At 47.4% G+C, this 18175-nt stretch carries 15 protein-coding genes; 6 read left to right on the top strand and 9 right to left on the bottom strand.

The features are described 5' to 3' along the window. The first annotated feature begins 58 nt into the window (after positions 1-58). A complete protein-coding gene (locus KVT36_RS22000) occupies positions 59-1150 on the top strand; it encodes a winged helix DNA-binding domain-containing protein (RefSeq protein WP_217605599.1) in 1092 nt (363 codons plus the stop codon). Positions 1151-1262: 112 nt separating this feature from the next. Here the strand turns inward: KVT36_RS22000 and KVT36_RS21995 are convergent, their stop codons facing one another. Together KVT36_RS21995 and KVT36_RS21990 are read right to left on the bottom strand one after the other, a co-directional pair. Continuing rightward, entirely contained in the window at positions 1263-3803 is a 2541-nt protein-coding gene (locus tag KVT36_RS21995; protein ID WP_217605598.1) for a phosphocholine-specific phospholipase C, read from the bottom strand. A 173-nt stretch (positions 3804-3976) separates the two neighbouring features. After that, entirely contained in the window at positions 3977-4753 is a 777-nt protein-coding gene (locus KVT36_RS21990; RefSeq protein ID WP_217605597.1) for an SDR family NAD(P)-dependent oxidoreductase, read from the bottom strand. A 144-nt stretch (positions 4754-4897) separates the two neighbouring features. Between KVT36_RS21990 and KVT36_RS21985 the strand changes: the two genes are divergently transcribed. After that, the gene (locus KVT36_RS21985; RefSeq protein ID WP_217605596.1) at positions 4898-6121 is read left to right on the top strand and encodes a M57 family metalloprotease; all 1224 of its coding nucleotides are present in this window, start codon (positions 4898-4900) and stop codon (positions 6119-6121) included. 132 nt (positions 6122-6253) lie between these two features. Here the strand turns inward: KVT36_RS21985 and KVT36_RS21980 are convergent, their stop codons facing one another. From KVT36_RS21980 to KVT36_RS21965, 4 genes are all read right to left on the bottom strand, one after another. Continuing rightward, entirely contained in the window at positions 6254-6853 is a 600-nt protein-coding gene (locus tag KVT36_RS21980) for a Crp/Fnr family transcriptional regulator (protein ID WP_217605595.1), read from the bottom strand. Positions 6854-6868: 15 nt separating this feature from the next. After that, the gene (locus KVT36_RS21975) at positions 6869-7372 is read right to left on the bottom strand and encodes a hypothetical protein (protein WP_217605594.1); all 504 of its coding nucleotides are present in this window, start codon (positions 7370-7372) and stop codon (positions 6869-6871) included. Between the two features lie 151 nt (positions 7373-7523). Next, positions 7524-8693 (bottom strand): M20 family metallopeptidase, encoded by a 1170-nt coding sequence (locus KVT36_RS21970; RefSeq protein ID WP_217605593.1) that lies wholly within the window; start codon positions 8691-8693, stop codon positions 7524-7526. Between the two features lie 52 nt (positions 8694-8745). Further along, positions 8746-9531 carry an alpha/beta hydrolase gene (locus KVT36_RS21965; protein ID WP_217605592.1) on the bottom strand — a complete coding sequence of 262 codons (786 nt, stop codon included), beginning with the start codon at positions 9529-9531 and terminating at the stop codon, positions 8746-8748. Positions 9532-9761: 230 nt separating this feature from the next. Here KVT36_RS21965 and KVT36_RS21960 point away from each other — a divergent pair, with 230 nt between their 5' ends. Beyond that, positions 9762-11723 (top strand): hypothetical protein, encoded by a 1962-nt coding sequence (locus KVT36_RS21960; protein ID WP_217605591.1) that lies wholly within the window; start codon positions 9762-9764, stop codon positions 11721-11723. A gap of 49 nt (positions 11724-11772) precedes the next feature. Further along, positions 11773-13530: an ABC transporter ATP-binding protein gene (locus tag KVT36_RS21955; RefSeq protein ID WP_217605590.1), complete on the top strand. Its 1758-nt coding sequence runs from the start codon at positions 11773-11775 to the stop codon at positions 13528-13530. Positions 13531-13533: 3 nt separating this feature from the next. Here the strand turns inward: KVT36_RS21955 and KVT36_RS21950 are convergent, their stop codons facing one another. Together KVT36_RS21950 and KVT36_RS21945 are read right to left on the bottom strand one after the other, a co-directional pair. Then, complete coding sequence (locus KVT36_RS21950; RefSeq protein ID WP_217605589.1) at positions 13534-14274, bottom strand: hypothetical protein; 741 nt, start codon at positions 14272-14274, stop codon at positions 13534-13536. 163 nt (positions 14275-14437) lie between these two features. Continuing rightward, entirely contained in the window at positions 14438-15688 is a 1251-nt protein-coding gene (locus KVT36_RS21945) for a hypothetical protein (RefSeq protein WP_217605588.1), read from the bottom strand. A 56-nt stretch (positions 15689-15744) separates the two neighbouring features. Here KVT36_RS21945 and KVT36_RS21940 point away from each other — a divergent pair, with 56 nt between their 5' ends. Together KVT36_RS21940 and KVT36_RS21935 are read left to right on the top strand one after the other, a co-directional pair. Beyond that, positions 15745-16326 carry a Crp/Fnr family transcriptional regulator gene (locus tag KVT36_RS21940; RefSeq protein ID WP_217605587.1) on the top strand — a complete coding sequence of 194 codons (582 nt, stop codon included), beginning with the start codon at positions 15745-15747 and terminating at the stop codon, positions 16324-16326. 62 nt (positions 16327-16388) lie between these two features. Beyond that, on the top strand, positions 16389-16862 hold the full coding sequence (locus KVT36_RS21935; protein WP_217605586.1) for a hypothetical protein: 474 nt from the start codon (positions 16389-16391) through the stop codon (positions 16860-16862). A gap of 7 nt (positions 16863-16869) precedes the next feature. On the opposite strand, the gene KVT36_RS21930 is transcribed toward KVT36_RS21935, so the two are convergent. Continuing rightward, positions 16870-18111 carry an alpha/beta hydrolase-fold protein gene (locus KVT36_RS21930; RefSeq protein ID WP_217605585.1) on the bottom strand — a complete coding sequence of 414 codons (1242 nt, stop codon included), beginning with the start codon at positions 18109-18111 and terminating at the stop codon, positions 16870-16872. Positions 18112-18175 lie beyond the last annotated feature (64 nt).

The raw sequence follows: 18175 nt of genomic DNA, 5'->3' as shown, positions 1-18175 counted from the left end.
GACATAGGGCTGTCAGCCAGGAACCTTAGCTTTGCAATGAACAAACGTACACCGCTATATGAAAACTACCGCCTTACTGGACCTGCGCCTGGCAAATCAACAGCTGTCAGTACATAATTTTACAAAACCGGAGGAGGTAGTAGCGTGGATGGGCGCCCTGCAGGCACAGGAGTATGCGCAGTCGCAATGGGCCATAGGCGTACGCCTGCCGGGTTTACAGGATGCGGATATAGAGCAGGCAATTGCAGAACAACGGATCACCCGCACCTGGTGCGTAAGAGGCACCTTACATTTAGTGCATGCTGATGATGTGCACTGGATGTTATCCCTGCTGGCGCCGCGTATTATAAGCGGCGCTGCCAGCCGTTATAAGAACCTGGAGCTGGATGAAAAAACCTTAAAAAAGACCCAAACCATTCTTTCCCGCACACTAAAGAATAATGAACCGCTTACGCGGGATGAGCTGACCGCTGTATTTCATAAAGCCGGCATTGAAGCTAAGGGAGAACGTTTAACGCATATCCTTTACCGCGCAGCAATGGATCAGCTGATCTGCATAGGCCCTAAAAGGGGCAACACTGCCACCTGCACCTTGCTGCATGCACCAACCGCCAAACCTTTTAAAGACCGCCCTGCTGCAGTTGCAGAACTGGCAAAAAGATATTTTTTAAGCCATGGACCTGCTACTGTAAACGATTTTGTTCTATGGTCCGGCCTTACCATTACAGAAGCCCGCAAAGGACTGGAAGCCGTGAAACCGCTGCTTACTTCCGTTACGCTGCAACAAAAAGAATACTGGATGAACGCAAAACAACCCGCAGCCGCAAAACCAGGCCTGTATTGCCTGCCGGGCTTTGATGAATATGTGTTGGGTTATGAGGACCGGAGCCATTTTTTACCTGCGCAGCACAAAAACATGGTATATACAACCAATGGTATCTTTAATCCTGTGATCATACATAAAGGAACTATCATTGCTACCTGGCAACGTACATTTAGTAAAGACAATGTGATAGTAACATTAAAACCATTCCAACCCTTACCCGCCGCCACCTTGAAAAAAATAACTACCGCATTACAGCCCTACGCATCCTTCTGCAACAAACAATTATCCATTATGCCAATCGCATCACTGCGAAGAGCAAAGTAAGGCCAGGGCATGTGGCGCGACGAAGCAATCTCGCGAATGGCTGGAGATTGCTTCGTCGCCCTTCCACTGCAGCCTCCCGGCTCCCCGCAATGACGCGATTGATTGATAATTCTTAAACGGTGCGGCCCATAAACGGATCCGTAAAGCTCTCCTGCCCCGTCTCTACCCTGCCGGCATAACGTTTTTCAAACACATCAAAACCATTGACCTTAATACTGAAGTCGTACCAGCCATGGCTGTTCTTCAGCGGCAGCACTATGCTTGCAGTGTCGCCTTTGGCTACTGCCTTTGCTACGTCATTTGTTTTGTAGGCATGATCTTTAATAGCTAACTGCAAGGCTTTGGCAGCATCCTGGTTAGTTACCTTTACCACTACGTTACCGGTAGGCTTTTTTGTTTTGGCATCCTGCTCATACTCCACAGCCACCTGTATGGCCGGGTCCTGCGCATTACCCGTCAGCTCCCGGTAAAAACCATTGGGGCCGTATAAACGCAAATGATATTTATTATTCTCAAACGCCTGCAAAGGCCATTCGTAGCTAATGCTGTCACCGGCTTTTACGGCAAAAGCCCAGTTGCGGGAAATATCAGTCACACCTTTTTCATCTTTGAAAGTTCCCGGCACATATACTGTAAAGGGCGAGCCTGCAGCATTTTTACCAAACACCTGGTTACCGGCGGTCATTTTCAGTGTTACCTGTTTTTTATCTGCTGTGCAGGTACCTTCAGCATACAGCTCATACGGCAGGGCGCTGGAAGCACGTATCCCTTTCTCCTGGGTAGAGAGGGCATCCATTGCCAGCGGGTTTTGAATAATGTTACGGATCTCGTGCCCTGATATTTTTTTATACCCGCCCGGCGCCTGTTTAAACCTGGCGTTATAAATATCTTCTACAAACTTGTCGCGCTGCAGGAAGGGAATGGGTTCCAGCTTATTGCCGTTAAAGGGGCTGAAAGCTGCTGTAAGATCGCCGCAAATGGTTCTGCGCCATGCGCTGATATTCTTTTGCTGAATATTCTTTTTATACTTCTGGTTCAGGAATGTTTCCAGGAACTGTAAGGTAGAGGTATGATCAAACAGCTGGGAGCATACTTTACCACCGCGGCTCCAGGGTGATGCTATGATCATAGGTACGCGGAAACCCAGTCCTATAGGCGCTTCGCGGGCAGCCTTTTTAGGCACACCCTGTTTCAGCTCATTTTCCAGGCGCACATGCTCTATTTCCGTATCAATGCCGGCAGATACTTTGCCTGTCTCCGGTTTGTTTTCATCCGGGATATAAAAAGGCTGTACGTGATCAAAGTAACCATCATATTCATCATAGGAAACAATGAAAATAGATTTCTTCCATACGTCCGGGTTCTTGGTAAGAATGTCCAGCACTTCAGATACATACCAGGCGCCATACCAGGGTGCCCTGGGATGGTCAGAGAAGTTCTGCGGCGCTGCCAGCCAGGATACAGTGGGCAGCTTACCGCCTTCCACATCTTTCCGGAACTGGTGCAGCACATCGCCTTCCGGTACAGTTACATCACGTTTCTCCCCGCCATCTGTATAGCTGAGGGTAGTGATGTTGCGGTAAGCGGGATCGCCCTCATTTACTACAAAAGCACGTTTGTACAAGCTCTTTTGTTCAGCGCTTAGCTTTTCAAAATTAGCCTGGTTCCATTTTTCCAGCTCAGCTTTTGCATTGTCCAGCACTTCCTGTTTTTTGGCCAGCTCCACTCTTATTTTCTGTGCAGCATCCTCAGAGGAAGGACTGGCTTCCTGCAGCTTGTTGATCTGGTCGGGCAGCGTATCCACCTGCTTTTGCAGGTTCTGGATATAACGCGGTGCAAACTTTACATTGTAAGCGGCAAAAAATTCCAGCAGGTTACAGCCGAAGTTCGATAACCAGGAGCGTTCCTCGCCTTTAAACCCGCCGCCGCAGCTGGTTTCATTCTGGTAAAATTTCCAGGGTATATTATTCTGCTCCAGCAGCTCCGGGAAAGTGTTCCAGGGCAGCTTGGCATAGCTGTAATCATCATTACGGATGTGCGCCTTGGGAATGCCGTCTGTTTCATGCGTGATCTTACCGGTCCAGAAAAAAGAGCGGTTAGGCGTGGTGCTGGTCATGGCAGAACAAAAGTTCTGATCACAAATGGTAAAGGCATCTGCCATGGCATAGTTAAAAGGCAGGTCTTCCCGGTTGTAATAACCCAGTGTAAGCGGCATGGCTGCATACTGCTTATTCCCGGACCTTTTGGCTATCAGCCACTGATCATATTTACCATTATTATTAGCATCTACCTGGCTGGCGCGGGAGTGTGGCAAAGAGCCCATCCAGGTTACTTTGGTATCCTTAATATCTAAACGGAAAGGTGCATAGGTTTCGCCCAGCTCATTGGTTTGCAGCCATACCGGTTTTTTATCAGGTAAGGCCAGCGCACGCGGGTCATTAAAACCACGCACGCCCTGCAAGGTGCCAAAGCAATGGTCAAAAGAACGGTTCTCCTGCATCAGTATCACTACATGTTCTGCATCCAGGTAAGTGCTGCCTAGTGTAGGGTCTATAGCCAATGCGCGTTGAATAGATGCCGGCATAAAAGCTGACAAACCTGCGGCGCCGGATAACAATACTGATTTTTTGAGGAATTCTCTGCGTGTATCCATATTACGAAATCATTAATTTTAAACGGTAAAGAACAGCGGAAAACCATACGTGGCAATGGTTACAGCCTGTAAATTAATACGGTGTTCATACAAATAAAAGCCGCACACGCCCTTTCATTGATGAAGTGGCGAATATGGAGGATAAATGGCAGCAGTTTTTTGTGAGCTGTGTTTTATTCATCGTAAGGCGATGGGCTCACGGAGGTCCAGCCGCCGTCTATGACCAGGCTTTGCCCTGTAATATGTTTGGCATGCGGCGATACCAGGAACAATGCAGCATGCGCAATATCTGCGGTGGTGGCGGGGCGGCCCATAGGTGTTAACCGCGACCAGATCTTTTCATAATCTGCCTCAGAAGTAGTTCTTTCCGTAAGCGTAGCGCCGGGTGCAATGGCATTTATATTAATGCCAAAAGCGGATAGCTCTACTACCAGGCTTTTGGCCAGCATTTCCAATGCAGCTTTCGTCATACCGTAAACGGCTAAATGTTTATGCGCCTGGTGACCGGTAACCGAGGAGGTGAACAGGATGGCGCCGCCCCCGCCCTGCTGTTTCATTTGTTTGGCAGCAGCCTGCGCTAAAAAGAAATTACCACCCAGGTTCACCTGCAGCACTTTATAAAAATCGGTTTCAGGATAAGTAAAAAAATCACCGAATAAAGTAATGCCCGCGTTGCCAATAGCTATATCCAGCCGGCCAAAACGGTCCACTGCTGTTTGCACCAGCTGCTGAATGAACGTTATCTCTGCAACGTTACCGCCTATACCGATACAAACTTTTCCTGTGCTGTCAATATTATGGGCGGCCTGTTGCGCCAGTGCTGCATCTACATCATTTAACAATACCTGTGCACCCTGCTGTACCAGCTGCCGGCAGATCTCATAACCTATACCCTGCCCTGCGCCGGTAACAATAGCTACCTGTCCCTGGAAGATCGGATTAGCAGACATACTCTCTGTTTTTTAGTGAAGAACGTGGATCAATACTACAAGTATAAGAAGTTATTTTCCGGCATCATAACAATTATGCGTATATTCAGGAGAACTCTTTTTACTTGTAACCCATCAACCCTCAATTAAAACCTTTTTAGTACTATGAAAGCAATTCCTCAAATTGTAACCGCGTTACTGATCGCGGTTATTTTTATTGTAGCCTGCAGAAAAGAACAAAAACCCGATTCCCGTAGTGAAACTGTTTCTGAAGAAATTAAAGCCAAAGTAAAAGCCCTGGGGTATTCCACTGTAAACATCCGCAAAGCCGAAGGCGGTTACATGGTGGAATCTGACATTTTCCTGTCTGAAAAAAGCCTGGATCATCCCAGCACTTCCCCTACCCTGGTTATTGCCCGTACGGAGCAATACCGCACCAATAACCTGGTAACCGGCCTGCCCCGGGTTATTGCGGTGAATGCATCCGGCTTACCGGCCAGCTACATAGCATCGGTAGATGCTGCCATTAGCCAGTACAATGCGCTGAACCTGCGGCTTACCTTTCAGCGGGTATCCACTACCGGCGACATTAACATTAACGGCGCCTTCCTGGACGCGGGTGTATGGGGCGCAAGCGGCCCGCCGGATGCCAGTGGCAATCCCTTTAGCAGTATTTTGATCAACACTTCTTCCGGAGGTTTAGGCGCTACACCTAATGTGAACTTTGCAGCCAGTGTAATTGCGCATGAAATGGGGCACTGCATTGGTTTCCGCCATACAGACTGGATGAACCGCTCCTACAGCTGCTCTGTTGGCGGCAGTGAAGGTGAAAGCGTTTACGGCGCTGTACAGATTCCCGGCACCCCTTCAACAGAAGATGCCGGCAGTTGGATGCTGGCCTGCATGGGCACCAACATTACGAATGGCCGGCAGTTTAACATCAATGACAGAGTGGCGCTGCAGTACCTGTATGGTACGCCTTATGCAGCATACACCTTATTTACTAACAGCTGCACCGGCATTGCTGCCAGCTATGGCGCGGTGAACGGGCATGTGGGTGATATAGTAGTGGCAAGGGCCACCTTCAGCGGAGCTGTATCCTGGAATAATATGGCTAATGGCGCAGGTGCGCAGATCTCTCTTTCTGCCAACGGGCAATCAAACGGCGCTTCCTCACCGCACATTACCTCTTCCGGCAGCTTTAATATTTCTGCAGATATTACCTTCACTGTTACCGCTCCTACTACTTATATCAACACCACCGGTGTTATACATAACAGCACCTTCAGCTCTGCGGCAGGTGCAACGTTAACGATAGTTAGTGTGAACGGCGTAGCCAATGGCCAGCAAACCAGCATTTGTTATGGCAGCAGCGGCGGCTCCTGGTAAGCTTGTTAAAATGTAAAATCATAAATGTAAAATTTTAAATGTAAAAGTGGAATGCAGCGAAGTCAGGCCTGGACCTAATCGCTGCATTCCGCTTTTACATTTATGATTTAAAATTTTACATTTTACATTCCATTATTTAGCGCCGGCAATCCGTTTCCGGATCCTGCTCAATGAGGGGTTAGTAATACCCAGGTAAGAAGAAATGTGGTAAGCCGGTATACGGCTGATGATATTTGGATGCTCCTCTACCAGCTTCAGGTAACGCTCTTCCGGGCTATAGAATAAAAATTCCTCTGTGCGCCCCTGAGAATAATTGAAGAACAGCTCTGCCAGCAGCCGCCCGAACCGCTCCCATTCCGGGAACTTTTCATACAGCTGGTACAGGTGCTGGTAAGAGATAGACACTATTTCCGCATCTTCCATAGCCTGTATATAATAAGCACAGGGATAGCGGGTAATAAAGCTCCGGAACGAAACAATGAACTGGTTCTCTGAAAAAAAGAAAATGTTCTTTTCCTCATCCGTTTGCGGATCATTGTAATAAATGCGGAACATACCTTTTACCACCAGGCCCAGGTCATTGCAAACCACGTTCTGCATGTTAAAAAAATCACCCTTACCTATTTTACGCGTGTACCAGAATGGCAAACTCTCTGTAATCAGTGATTCAGAGAGTGCAGAAAAGCTGGTAAGCATGTTGAATAATGTATCCGGTCTGTTTTCCAAAGCCATCAAAATTAATTTTTATCATTTGCTGGCTGCCACCTGCCGCCCTTTCCAGATATGGCGGAACTGCAGCACCAGGCTTATTACATATACCAAAAGTAATCCTTTCAGGGTGTTTTGAATAGCTGGAGAATTAATATCCGTAGCCAGCGGATGTGAGAGCGGCACCCGGGTAAACGTTTCATTAACAGCAGGGAGCAGCGACAACAGCAAGGTAGTGTACATGCAAAAAACAATGAGATAGGCGCCCCAGCCCGCTGCGGCAGGCCGGCTGCCAACAAAGTAAGCCACTGCCAGCAGCACCAGGATCAGAATAGCCAGCGCATGGCCGGGATTAAAACCGCCTGCCCTGGAAAGGCCGAATGCTGTGATACAGCCCAAAGCAGTAAAAATGCTGTAGTATTTACCATTGGGGCTGTAAGGCTCAATTTTACCGCTGCGGACAAGCGCAATAGCGGCAAAAACAAGCGCTACAATAGAAATAGCCGTGTGTATGGTGCCAAGCAGAGACAAGGGATGCTGCATAGTTTAATGGTTTTCTGGTGAACTATTATTGTTGGTTACAAATGTCAGCAGAATAAAAGTGAATAATTTTCACTTAAGTTAAAATCCGGGTAAAGCTACCCGTTTCCGCTTGCACAGAACAAATACCGCTTTGGTTGATGTTTCCCTATCGTCAGCTAAAGCTCCGGATCAGGTCCAGTGCGCCATTGGCTAAGAAAGGCGCACCCAGCTTCATACAATCTTCATGAAACGTTACTTTGGGGTGGTGCAGGAAAAAGGAAGTATTATCTCCCTGTTGCGCACCTAAGAAATAGAATTGTGAAGGCATAAGCCTTGAATAAAAAGAAAAATCTTCCGCTATCAGCTGGCCGGTGCCTTCCTTTACATTGTTTTTGCCAAACACCTGTTCCTGTGCAGGCGCCAGCATCTGATGCACCTGCGCATCATTCAGCAGGCTGGGATAATAAGCCGTAAATTCCAATACAATGCTGCAGCCATAGGAAATTTCCATTCCCTTGATCAGGGCCTGCAGCTTTTCCACTATCCGGTTATAGGTATCAATATTCAATGCTCTTAAGGATCCCTGCAGCAGCACGCCTTTGGGTATTACGTTATGACTGGGCTCCCCGTTAATGGCAATGTTGGTGAATGCCAGCACGGCAGGCTCTATAGTAGCGGTATGGGAAATAATGGATTGCGCTGCTACAATCAGCTGGCTGCTAATCAGCACCGGGTCTGTTACATGCTCCAGGGAGCCTGCATGCCCGCCTTTACCATTTACATGAATGAAAAAGTTGCCCACATTGGCCAGCGCTTCCCCGTTCCTGTAACCCAGCGTACCCAGGGGCAGCAGGGGGTGTACGTGCAGGCCCAGGGCTGCTTTGGCGTCATTGAGCTTTCCGCTTTCTATGATCATTTGCCCGCCGGACTTACCTTTTTCCGGGCTGCGGGCATTGCCCTCTTCCGATGGCTGAAATACCAGCTTTACCGTGCCGTTAAATTCCTGCTCTTTCAGCAGGTAGGCAGCGCCCAGTAACATAGTGGTATGTATATCATGCCCGCAGGCGTGCATTACGCGTTCATGCACTGAGCTGTAAGGCAGGCCGGTATCTTCCATAATAGGCAGCGCATCCATATCCGCACGCAGCACTACCACGGGCCCTTCACCTTTTTGCAGGGTGGCAATAACCCCGGTAACAGCCACTGTTTCAAACGGAATATCCAAAGCCAGCAGGTGATCCTGCACCAGTGCCGTAGTTTTAAATTCTTCAAAGCCCAGCTCCGGGTGTTGGTGCAGCTGCCGTCTTATAGTAACCAGTTTTTGAAACAAATGCTCGTTCATGGGTAAAGCCTTATCGTGTAATTGCCGTTAGGAAGTAAAAAGATAATAAATATTATTGATTGGCCAGCCAGTCCAGTATATAATCCGCATCCTCTTTCCAGGTAGGCTGGCCCAGCACAAAGTGATTACGCCCCGGAAATACTTTATAGTCCAGCACTGATCCGTTCTGATGGTACCTGTTAAAATTGCGCAGGTTCAGGTGTGCCGGTATAATATTATCCTGGCTGCCGGCAGTAAGCAGCAACGGTACATGGCCCTTTGCATAATCCACTTTGGCAGCGCCGGATAAGCCACCCCTTGCCACTACCTTGGATTCCGGCACAGTAAACTGTTCATAGGCCGCCTGCTGTTCCTCCAGCGGCATACCGTTTACAAAAGCGTACTGCCAGTCTGCAAAAGACATCAGGTAAGTTTTTTTTACCGAAGTAAATAAGCCCAATGCTTTCCAGCCTGCTTTCAGGAAGCTAAATTCGTAGGGGAACACGCCGAGTGTAGGTGCGGAATGTATGGCCACGCCGGCAGCGGCCAGGTCACGGTTCACAATGATCTGTGTTATTAACCCGCCCAGCGAATGCCCGATCACTATAGGTTTCAGCGGGTAGTTATTCACGATCTTTGCATAATAATCTATCAGTGCGGTTAAGGTTAAGGCGGCAAGGTCAGTATCATCCGGGCGGCGGCTTCTTAGCTCCGGTGCAGTACCATTCTTAAAAGGCCATGGCGGCGCTGCCGTATCAAAGCCCTTGGCTTCAAAATAAGCACGCCACTCATCCCAGCAGTGATGCGTTACAAAAGCCCCGGTGATAAATACAACAGAATTGGTTTGCAGTGTTGACATGGTTAATTTTTTTTAGGTATAAAACAAGATGGTTCGTGGGGATCATTCAAAGTGCACAGTACTGGCTCAAAGGCTGCAATCAGCAGAGAAGGTAGTAAAAAAAATTGACTTACAGGGGCAGATAGAAATCCGGTAAAATGTCTTAACTTAATAAACGCTTTACCCCAAAGACAGACAGCCGGGACTTAATACAATTAATTCTGCCAACAGTTTACAAAACAATTATCCCCATGCACACGCCCGATACCGTACCAGTATTGTTCACTACCTCCTGGGAATTATGGGAGCACATTCAACAACACACTGCCGTAGAAAGTAACACCCACGACAGGGCACTGGAATACGAAATTATACAACACCTGCCCCTGCCCGGCAGCACCGGCAGCCTGATGGAGGCGCTGCTGGTAGACCATATGCCTGCTGAAAATGATCTGCCGGAAACGCCGGCCATTCACTTAACAGAAGTGCTGCGCAGCCATAACATTTCAATAGAAGCCTTTACGGGCGCGTTGTTCAGCACCATGGAGCCTTTTACTAAAATGCTGGTGGACATTTACAAGCTATTTGAACAGCAGGGCATTACCAGCACCAACAATACCGTAAAGATCGTTTTTGATTTTGAAGGGCATGGGTTGAACCTGGAATTTGATGTGGAGCATTTTAAAGAAGTGCTTAGCCGCTACCGGCATTTAAAACAGCTGCTTACTTTTTATGAATGGAAAGAGCCTAAGCTCAGGGAGCTATCAAACCTGTTCCCGCATAACTGGACTTACAAAGTAAAAGATGCAGGCGTAAAAAAATGGGTAGACGCTTACATAGAAAAAGGGGATATACTTACACCGGACATTGTATTGCCCGCTACAGATGATGAAGCCCTGGACCGTAACCTGGCGCAGGTAATGCGGTTATGGAAAGCCGTGGTAACGGAACAGCTAAGCTATTCCAACAAACGCGAAACCGTAAAAGACAAAACCAGGTACTGGTCAGACGATACTTTTAAAGAAGACCCGGAACAACGTGACCTCAAAGATGTTTACTTCATTACCAGCGATGCATGGCCGGCATTTATGCTGCAATCGGCAGCTGCATTCATTGAATCGCTGGATGTAATGCCCTTTTCTGCAAGGCATGAAGCCGTTGAAAAATTAAACCAGCAGCTAACTGCTTATTTTAATACCCTGCCTGTTACGGAAAAAGAAGCCGATGTGCTGGCAGAAGAGCTGATAGACATCCTTAACCTGCCGGAATGGAAAAAGCGTTATGACCTGTACAACGTGTGGGTGCTTACCTTATTATACAAGGCCATGGCGCCTTTGCAGCCAACCATGCACCATGCAGACGGGCAGCTGCTGCTAAAATTTTCCGGTACGCATATCACTACGCTTGAAACAGCAGACGGCCCGCTGTCGTTATGGTCAGAGTTAAGAAGCCCGCTTAAAAATCCGGCAGGCAAAAGCCGGGAAAACAGTATGCAGCCGGATTACAGCTTTTGCATTAACCAGGGCAGCGGTCATGAAACCGGTGTGGCGGTAATAGAATGCAAACAATATCAAAAAGCATCCCGCTCCAATTTTGTAAATGCCGTTAATGATTATGGCAAGGGCAGAACGGATGCCGCTATTTTCCTGGTAAATTATGGCCCCGTGCATATTACAAGTAACTGGACGCTGGACTACCCGGACCGCTCTTTTATTTTTGGCAATGTAAAGCCGGATGTACCTTCCCCCCATCAATCAGCCAACCAAACGGCCAGCTTTACCGCCAGGTTACAGGAAGTGCTGATGGCGCTGCATTACACACAAGCCGGTACGCCTGCCATTACACATTTTATTGTAGATATTTCCGGCTCTATGCAGGCCCCTTTACAAAACCATGCTTTTATAAAGGAAATAACCACCCTTACCTCACAGGCGCCTGCAGCAAAGCTGCTGGCAGTAGATAATACTATCTACCGCAGCTGGGACCATGCAGAACCAGCCTCTCTAAAGGAATTGCTGGACCTTCCCTTACGGGGCAGCACAGACCTGGCTGCAGCGTTAAAGGGAACAGATGTATCAGGCGCAGTGATCATAACGGATGAAGACGGGCGCAAACAGCTGCGCAGCAACGGCATACGGCCGTACTTACTGGTGATGCAGGAAGCTGATGGCAGCATCCGTAAAATAGAAGGAAATACATATCTGCAAACCTGAAAGCCGGCGCGTCTGTTCCTTAACTGCCGTTTTTTGCTTATTATTAAGCATGCGAATCTTATGGAACTACCTGCAGGAACAAAAGTGGTGGGTGATACTGGCCCTGGTGCTGGCAGGTATTGCACAGCTGCTGAGCCTTACAGACCCTATTATTTTTGGAAAGATCATCGATAATTACGCCACCAACAATAAAGGGCTTAATGAGCAGCAACGGGTGCAGGGCGTGTTATACTGGTTGAGTATTGCCATAGCCATTGCCGTAGTATCCAGGATAGCCAGGGCTTTCCAGGAATATTTTACCCGCAAGGCGGTACAGCTGTTCGGTATGCAGATCTTTAACGATGGGTTAAAACAAACCCTGCGCCTCTCCTTCCAGGAATTTGAAGAACAACGCAGCGGCGAAACACTCTCCATATTACAGAAAGTAAAAACAGATACAGAACGTTTCATTAACTCGTTCATCAACATCCTGTTCTCCTCCGTTGTAGGCATGGGTTTCCTGATCTGGTATTCCATTACCCGCAACTGGATGCTGGTGCCTATTTTTGTGATCGGCATCCTGGTATTGGGATCGCTCACCGGGTTAGTAAGTAAAAAGATCAAGACCGTACAGCGCTCTATTAACAGGGAAACCAACAAAATGTCGGGCGTAATTACGGAATCCCTGCGCAATATAGAGCTGGTAAAAAGCCTGGGGCTTACCTTCCCGGAAATACGCCGCTTAAGGATCCAGACGCAAAAGATCTACGACCTGGAAATGCTGAAAACAACGCGGGTACGCACCCTCTCCTTTTTGCAGGGCACCACGCTGAACCTGTTAAAACAATCCATTTTATTTATACTGTTATGGCTTATTTTCCGCCAGGTATTAAGTACCGGTGAGCTGATTGCCATGCAGTTTATTTCTACCTCTATTTTTGGGCCCCTGCAGGATATTGGCAACATTATCCTCAATTACCGGGAGGTAGAAGCCTCTATTCACAGCTTTGACCAGCTGATGCACAAACCCATTGAGCGCAGGCCGGAAACGCCTGTAGCTACCGGCCCTTTAAAACACATTGGTTTTGACCAGGTGACCTTCCGGCATAAAACTGCCGGTTTTAATGCAATAGACAATGTATCCTTCCGGGTGAAACTGGGCGAAACCATTGCATTTGCAGGCCCCTCCGGTTCGGGGAAATCCACGCTGGTAAAGCTATTGGTGGGTTTGTACCAGCCGGTGTCCGGCGCTATTCTGTTTAATGAGATCCCTTCGGGAGATATCCGCTATAATGAGCTGCGCCGGCAAATAGGCTTTGTAACGCAGGATACGCAGCTGTTTGCAGGCACCATTAAAGAAAACCTGTTGTTTGTAAAAGCCGACGCTACGGATGCGGAAATACTGGATGCCCTGCATAAAGCTGCCTGCACACCCTTACTTTCCCGGTCTGAAAAAGGTATTGATACGGTGCTGGGCGAAGGCGGCATGAAACTTTCCGGCGGAGAAAAACAGCGCATTTCTATTGCCCGGGCGCTGCTGAGAAAACCGCGCCTGCTTATTTTTGACGAGGCTACCTCTGCCCTTGATTCATTAACAGAAGAAGATATTACCAATACTATCCGCGATGTATCCTTAAGCCGGGAGCAGATCACCATCCTCGTTGCGCACCGCCTCTCTACCATTATGCATGCAGATACTATTTACGTGCTGGAAAAAGGAAAGATCTCTGAAACCGGCTCCCATACAGCGCTGCTGGAAAAGAAGGGATTGTATTACGCTATGTGGCGGCAGCAGGTAGGTGAAAGAAGAAGCAACCAGCTGGTATAGCCGTTAATTATAAGTTTTATTCCAGCGAACGCCCTTATCAACAAACTTTAGCAACCCCCGCACCTCGTTCTGTGCAGCGTTGCCCGTAGTGTCTTTAGTTTCTTTCCGTTGCAGGTCAATAACAAATTGCTGCTGGTTGCAATTATCTACAAAGTAGCCGGAGTAGCCTTTATTATCTGTATCGCCAATAGGTGTTTTAATTACTTTATCCACCAGGATATGCAGGGAATCCATTTTAGCCTGGTCCAGGATGGCATAGGCTTTATAGGTGAAGCGGGCATGCCGGTAATAGCTCCTGGTAAGCACATAACAGCAGCCTACTTTTTTTACTACAAATACATGGTAGGCCCAGAGGTCCATTAAATTAGGACCCAGCTGAAAGGCCATTTCAATATTCTGCTTACCGGTATAATATTTAACAAAATCCAGCTGGGAGGCATGGTAGTTGTTCTTGTAATAGTCGTTCCAGAGCTGTGTGAACTTGGTGGTGTCAATACTCTCTACATCCCGGTACCACAGCATACGGTTGGTAGCGGAGTCCAGTTTGTAAAAATCCCATTCTGTAAAATTATCCGCATCGTACTGAGGCAAATAATCATACTGCGGGTTGCTGATAATGGCTTTTGTTTGCAAGGTATCACACTGGCAGGGCTTGGCTTTTTCAGTCGGATAGTCATAAGATACGGCGCCCAGTGCAAATAAACCCACCATTGCAACAGGCGCCAACAGGAAAAATCGATTCATAAGCTAAAATTCATCTATCGGAAAAATTTCACATCGGGCGGATCGGTAGCTAAAATTACGGTACCTGGCTTGAAAATCAAAATACTAGCCCTTCTTCTGCCTAAAATTTAACCTGGAATGATTAAACGTTTTCAGGGTAGCCTTTATTACATCAGGGAAGCCATCACTCCACCATAATACGGATCTCGCTATTCTTGTGCATATCTGTATTTATACCCAGCCTTTTACTGTTACGGCCAAAACGTATGCGCAGCACAGAGGTATTGGGGGGGATCCGGCCCAGGTTATCGGCCATAAAAAGCAATACATTCCCGCCCTTTTGCAATTTCACGGGAATCTTCTGTATGTTATTCCTTACCGGGAAGCCGGTTGCGATCCATTTTCCGTTTAAGCTAAGGGAAATGCTGTCGCCATCCTCCACTCTTTCATCCCACAGCTCCAGCACAATGTTGGCGGTATCCACCTTAATAGTAGCCACCGGTGTGGTGGTTCTTTGTTCTGCAATGGTGGTCAGGCGGTTTTTAGCCGGCTGTACCGGGTGGTAAAGGTCTGCTACCACAAAAGTGGCATAGGCATTGGGCCGGTCGCGGAAATCAAAGCTATATTCCTTACCGTCAATTTTCATATAGAGGTTACCGGTATTGGGGGGCAGCCCGCCATAGTTATCTGCAAAAAAGGCAAACAGGTTACGGCCGGTATCCAGCGCTATGGTTTGCCGGCGGTTCTTATCATTGATCTGCTCTTTGCTGAAGATTGGCCGGGTGTTTTGCACCAGGGTAACGGTATCCTGATCATACTGCTCCTGGTCTTCCACCTGCATCAGCACTGCGCTGTCATTCGCAACGATCTGGTCATACTTGCCAAAATAAAGATCGCTGTGCAGGATACGCTGTACGCTGGAATCTGCCAGGGGCTTGTTATTCACCTTTTTCAGGGTAATGGAATCCCGGTACAGGAAATCGCGCAGCATAACTTTGGTTTGCACCCATATTTCATCATCCGCATATAAACCTCGCATCCAGATACCAAACTGGTTGATCCACATGCGGTTCACAGAGATCTTATCATTCCTGAAATCCAGCGTACCGTTCAGGTACCATAACCAGATGCCCAGCTTAAAAGGGGCTTCCTCCAAGGGATATTTGCCTTTACCAATACCCAGCTGCTGCTCATTTTTGCGGGCTAACAGTAACTCATACACGCCGGTGAAACGTCCATATTGCAGTTTTATTTTTGCGGGGTATAATACCCCCTGCTCCGGCACCCCGATCTGCAGCTGCATGGTAATGGGAGAAGCAGTGGCATACTGCTTAACGGAGCATTGCCAGGTACCGGTCCACTTATCGGTTTGTGCAAATGCTGCGAGGGTAAGGCTGGTGAGGAATACGGATAATAGGCAAATTCTGCGGCGCATAGGGAAAGATAGAAAATATTAATTAAATTCAATCCATCCATCAACACCAGCTTCCCATGAGCGATTTTTTGCTGATACAACAAGCCATCTATAAACTGCAACCGCTGGACGCTGCGGAATGGGATGACTTTTCTCAAAAGCTGCTGCTGAAAAAATATAATAAAGGCGAATTCCTTATCCGGGAAGGGCAGGTGGAGAATTATATTTACTTCCTGAATAAAGGCGCTACCCGTCATTATTTTATTAAAGACGGCAAAGAATTCACTGTTGATTTTCAATTCCAGGGCGATTTTGTGACCGCCTATTACTCACTCATTACCCGCGAGCCCAGCGCTGTTTTTATTGAGCTGCTGGAAGAGGCGGAAGTGGTAGCCATTCCGGTAAACATTCTGAATGAGTTTTATGGAAAATACCATCATGGGGAAAAAATAGGCAGGCTGATGGCGGAATACCAATATATAAAACGCCTGCGCAAAGAAATGGACCTGCTTTCCTATACTGCGGAGGAACGTTATACAGCCCTTATGCAGCGCAACCCGGCCATGATACAGCAAATTTCTGTAAAACACCTGTCGTCCTACCTGGGCATTCACCCGGAAAGCTTAAGCCGCATCCGCAAGCTGCACGCCCGAAACTAACATACATCATTTTTAAGCTACCCGGCATGGTTGAATTTTGTAGTGGCTTAAAGCAAACAATCATGAAACCTTTAATTGTATTACTAGGCGTTTTTACCATTACTTCCCTCATTGCCCGGTTTAGCACCGGCAGCTGGCACCTGCCCTTTGGCGGTAACCTGGCTATGTGCCTTATGTTATTCCTTACTGCAATAGGGCATTTTAAATTTACGCAGGGCATGGCACTGATGTTACCACCCTTTGTGCCTTACAGAACAGGGCTGGTATTAATAACCGGTGTGCTGGAAATCATCCTGGGGCTGGCGCTGCTCTCCCCTGTTCTGCGGCCTTATGCGGGGTATGTGCTGATCGTATTTTTTATACTCATTCTGCCTTCTAATATTTATGCAGCCATCAAACACCTTAATATGGAAAAGGCCAGCTATGATGGTCCCGGGCTTAGCTACCTGTGGTTCAGGATCCCGCTGCAAGCCTTCTTTATTGGCTGGATCTATTATTTCTCCATTTACTTACAATCAAAAGCGGCCGCTGTTTAATGCGGCATTACTTCCCCTTATTCATTTGTTCCAGCTTCCTGCGGGTATCAGGAGTTTCCCTGATAGCAAGCGATTTCAGGTAACAGGCTTTTGCGTTAGCATGATCGCCTTTTGCTTCGTAAAGATCACCCATAGAATCATAGGCATTAAAACTTTTAGGATAGTTATCAATGTTCATCTTTAAAAAGTAAGAGGCGCGGTCAAACTGTTTTGATTGTATCAGGTTATAGCCTATTACATTCACAAGCTCTTCCTCCGGGGACACTTTGTAACCCATTATGCTGCTCACTGTTTCATAATGTTGCACGATCGCTGTATCTCCTTTATAATTGGGTTGTAGCAGCTCCTGGAAAGAGAGGTTATAATTATAAAAACTAAAGATCGTCCGCAGCCCGTCATATTCCGCCACCAGTGGCACGGTGCCATGATTATACTCAGGATAATACTTCCAGCTATAGCGCAATCCATTTTCCGGGTTGGCTTCTAAAGCATGTTCCAGCTCCATAATGGAACGGGTATGCAATTTTATGAAGCCAAGTATTGTTGTATCCTTTGTAGGAGGCATTCCATTATCTATATTATTGGCCACTGCCAGGTATAAAGACCTGCCGGCAAAACTGTTTTTTCCAAGCGTTGATTGCGCCTGTTTTACCAGCTTCTGATCATCCCACATCACACTGGGATCAATGGCAATGTAAGCGTTGAACAGGCGGGTGTGATTGAGCAGGGAATGAATGGCCATCAGCCCTCCCAGGGAATGGCCTATTAATACGCGGTAGGGCGCTGTTGGGTATAAGGAATCTATGTGCGGTATCAGCTCCTTTTCCAGGAAGGAAATAAATTTGTCGCCACCACCGGAACGTGCAACAGATTCACTATCCATCATTGCAGCAGCCGTTACATGGGTAGGCGTAAGATCGCGGTTACGGTCTGTATTAAGTATGCCTACCACTATCACAGGAGGTAACATAATATTGGGGCCTCCCTGGCTGAGCCGTTCTACCATTGCTACCACCGCCTTAAAATGATCATCGCCATCCAGCACATAAATTACAGGACAACGCCGCTGTGCATAGATCCCATCCGGTGCATTGTTTTCCGGCGCATGCACCCAGATCTGCCGGTTTTCATGTAAGGTATTGGAATAAACGGTATCCCTGGTACCTACTATAATATTCTTTTGTGCATGCGCAACAGCAGCAACAAAAAGAGTGGTTATAACAATAAGAAATGTTTTCCGGGTAAACATGTGTAATGCTTTTAAACAAGAGTAAAGCAATTCTGAAAATGCTTTTATGAAATGTGATGAAACC

This window comes from Chitinophaga sp. GbtcB8, assembly GCF_019091455.1.
In the GTDB taxonomy this organism is placed as follows: domain Bacteria; phylum Bacteroidota; class Bacteroidia; order Chitinophagales; family Chitinophagaceae; genus Chitinophaga.
This window is presented reverse-complemented; position numbering and strand designations above follow the sequence as displayed.

Excerpts from the sequence above, each read along its gene's own strand:
- KVT36_RS22000 (WP_217605599.1), top strand. The coding sequence starts at position 59 with ATGAAAACTACCGCCTTACTGGACCTGCGCCTGGCAAATCAACAGCTG.
- KVT36_RS21995 (WP_217605598.1), bottom strand. The coding sequence starts at position 3,803 with ATGGATACACGCAGAGAATTCCTCAAAAAATCAGTATTGTTATCCGGC.
- KVT36_RS21990 (WP_217605597.1), bottom strand. The coding sequence starts at position 4,753 with ATGTCTGCTAATCCGATCTTCCAGGGACAGGTAGCTATTGTTACCGGC.
- KVT36_RS21985 (WP_217605596.1), top strand. The coding sequence starts at position 4,898 with ATGAAAGCAATTCCTCAAATTGTAACCGCGTTACTGATCGCGGTTATT.
- KVT36_RS21980 (WP_217605595.1), bottom strand. The coding sequence starts at position 6,853 with ATGGCTTTGGAAAACAGACCGGATACATTATTCAACATGCTTACCAGC.
- KVT36_RS21975 (WP_217605594.1), bottom strand. The coding sequence starts at position 7,372 with ATGCAGCATCCCTTGTCTCTGCTTGGCACCATACACACGGCTATTTCT.
- KVT36_RS21970 (WP_217605593.1), bottom strand. The coding sequence starts at position 8,693 with ATGAACGAGCATTTGTTTCAAAAACTGGTTACTATAAGACGGCAGCTG.
- KVT36_RS21965 (WP_217605592.1), bottom strand. The coding sequence starts at position 9,531 with ATGTCAACACTGCAAACCAATTCTGTTGTATTTATCACCGGGGCTTTT.
- KVT36_RS21960 (WP_217605591.1), top strand. The coding sequence starts at position 9,762 with ATGCACACGCCCGATACCGTACCAGTATTGTTCACTACCTCCTGGGAA.
- KVT36_RS21955 (WP_217605590.1), top strand. The coding sequence starts at position 11,773 with ATGCGAATCTTATGGAACTACCTGCAGGAACAAAAGTGGTGGGTGATA.
- KVT36_RS21950 (WP_217605589.1), bottom strand. The coding sequence starts at position 14,274 with ATGAATCGATTTTTCCTGTTGGCGCCTGTTGCAATGGTGGGTTTATTT.
- KVT36_RS21945 (WP_217605588.1), bottom strand. The coding sequence starts at position 15,688 with ATGCGCCGCAGAATTTGCCTATTATCCGTATTCCTCACCAGCCTTACC.
- KVT36_RS21940 (WP_217605587.1), top strand. The coding sequence starts at position 15,745 with ATGAGCGATTTTTTGCTGATACAACAAGCCATCTATAAACTGCAACCG.
- KVT36_RS21935 (WP_217605586.1), top strand. The coding sequence starts at position 16,389 with ATGAAACCTTTAATTGTATTACTAGGCGTTTTTACCATTACTTCCCTC.
- KVT36_RS21930 (WP_217605585.1), bottom strand. The coding sequence starts at position 18,111 with ATGTTTACCCGGAAAACATTTCTTATTGTTATAACCACTCTTTTTGTT.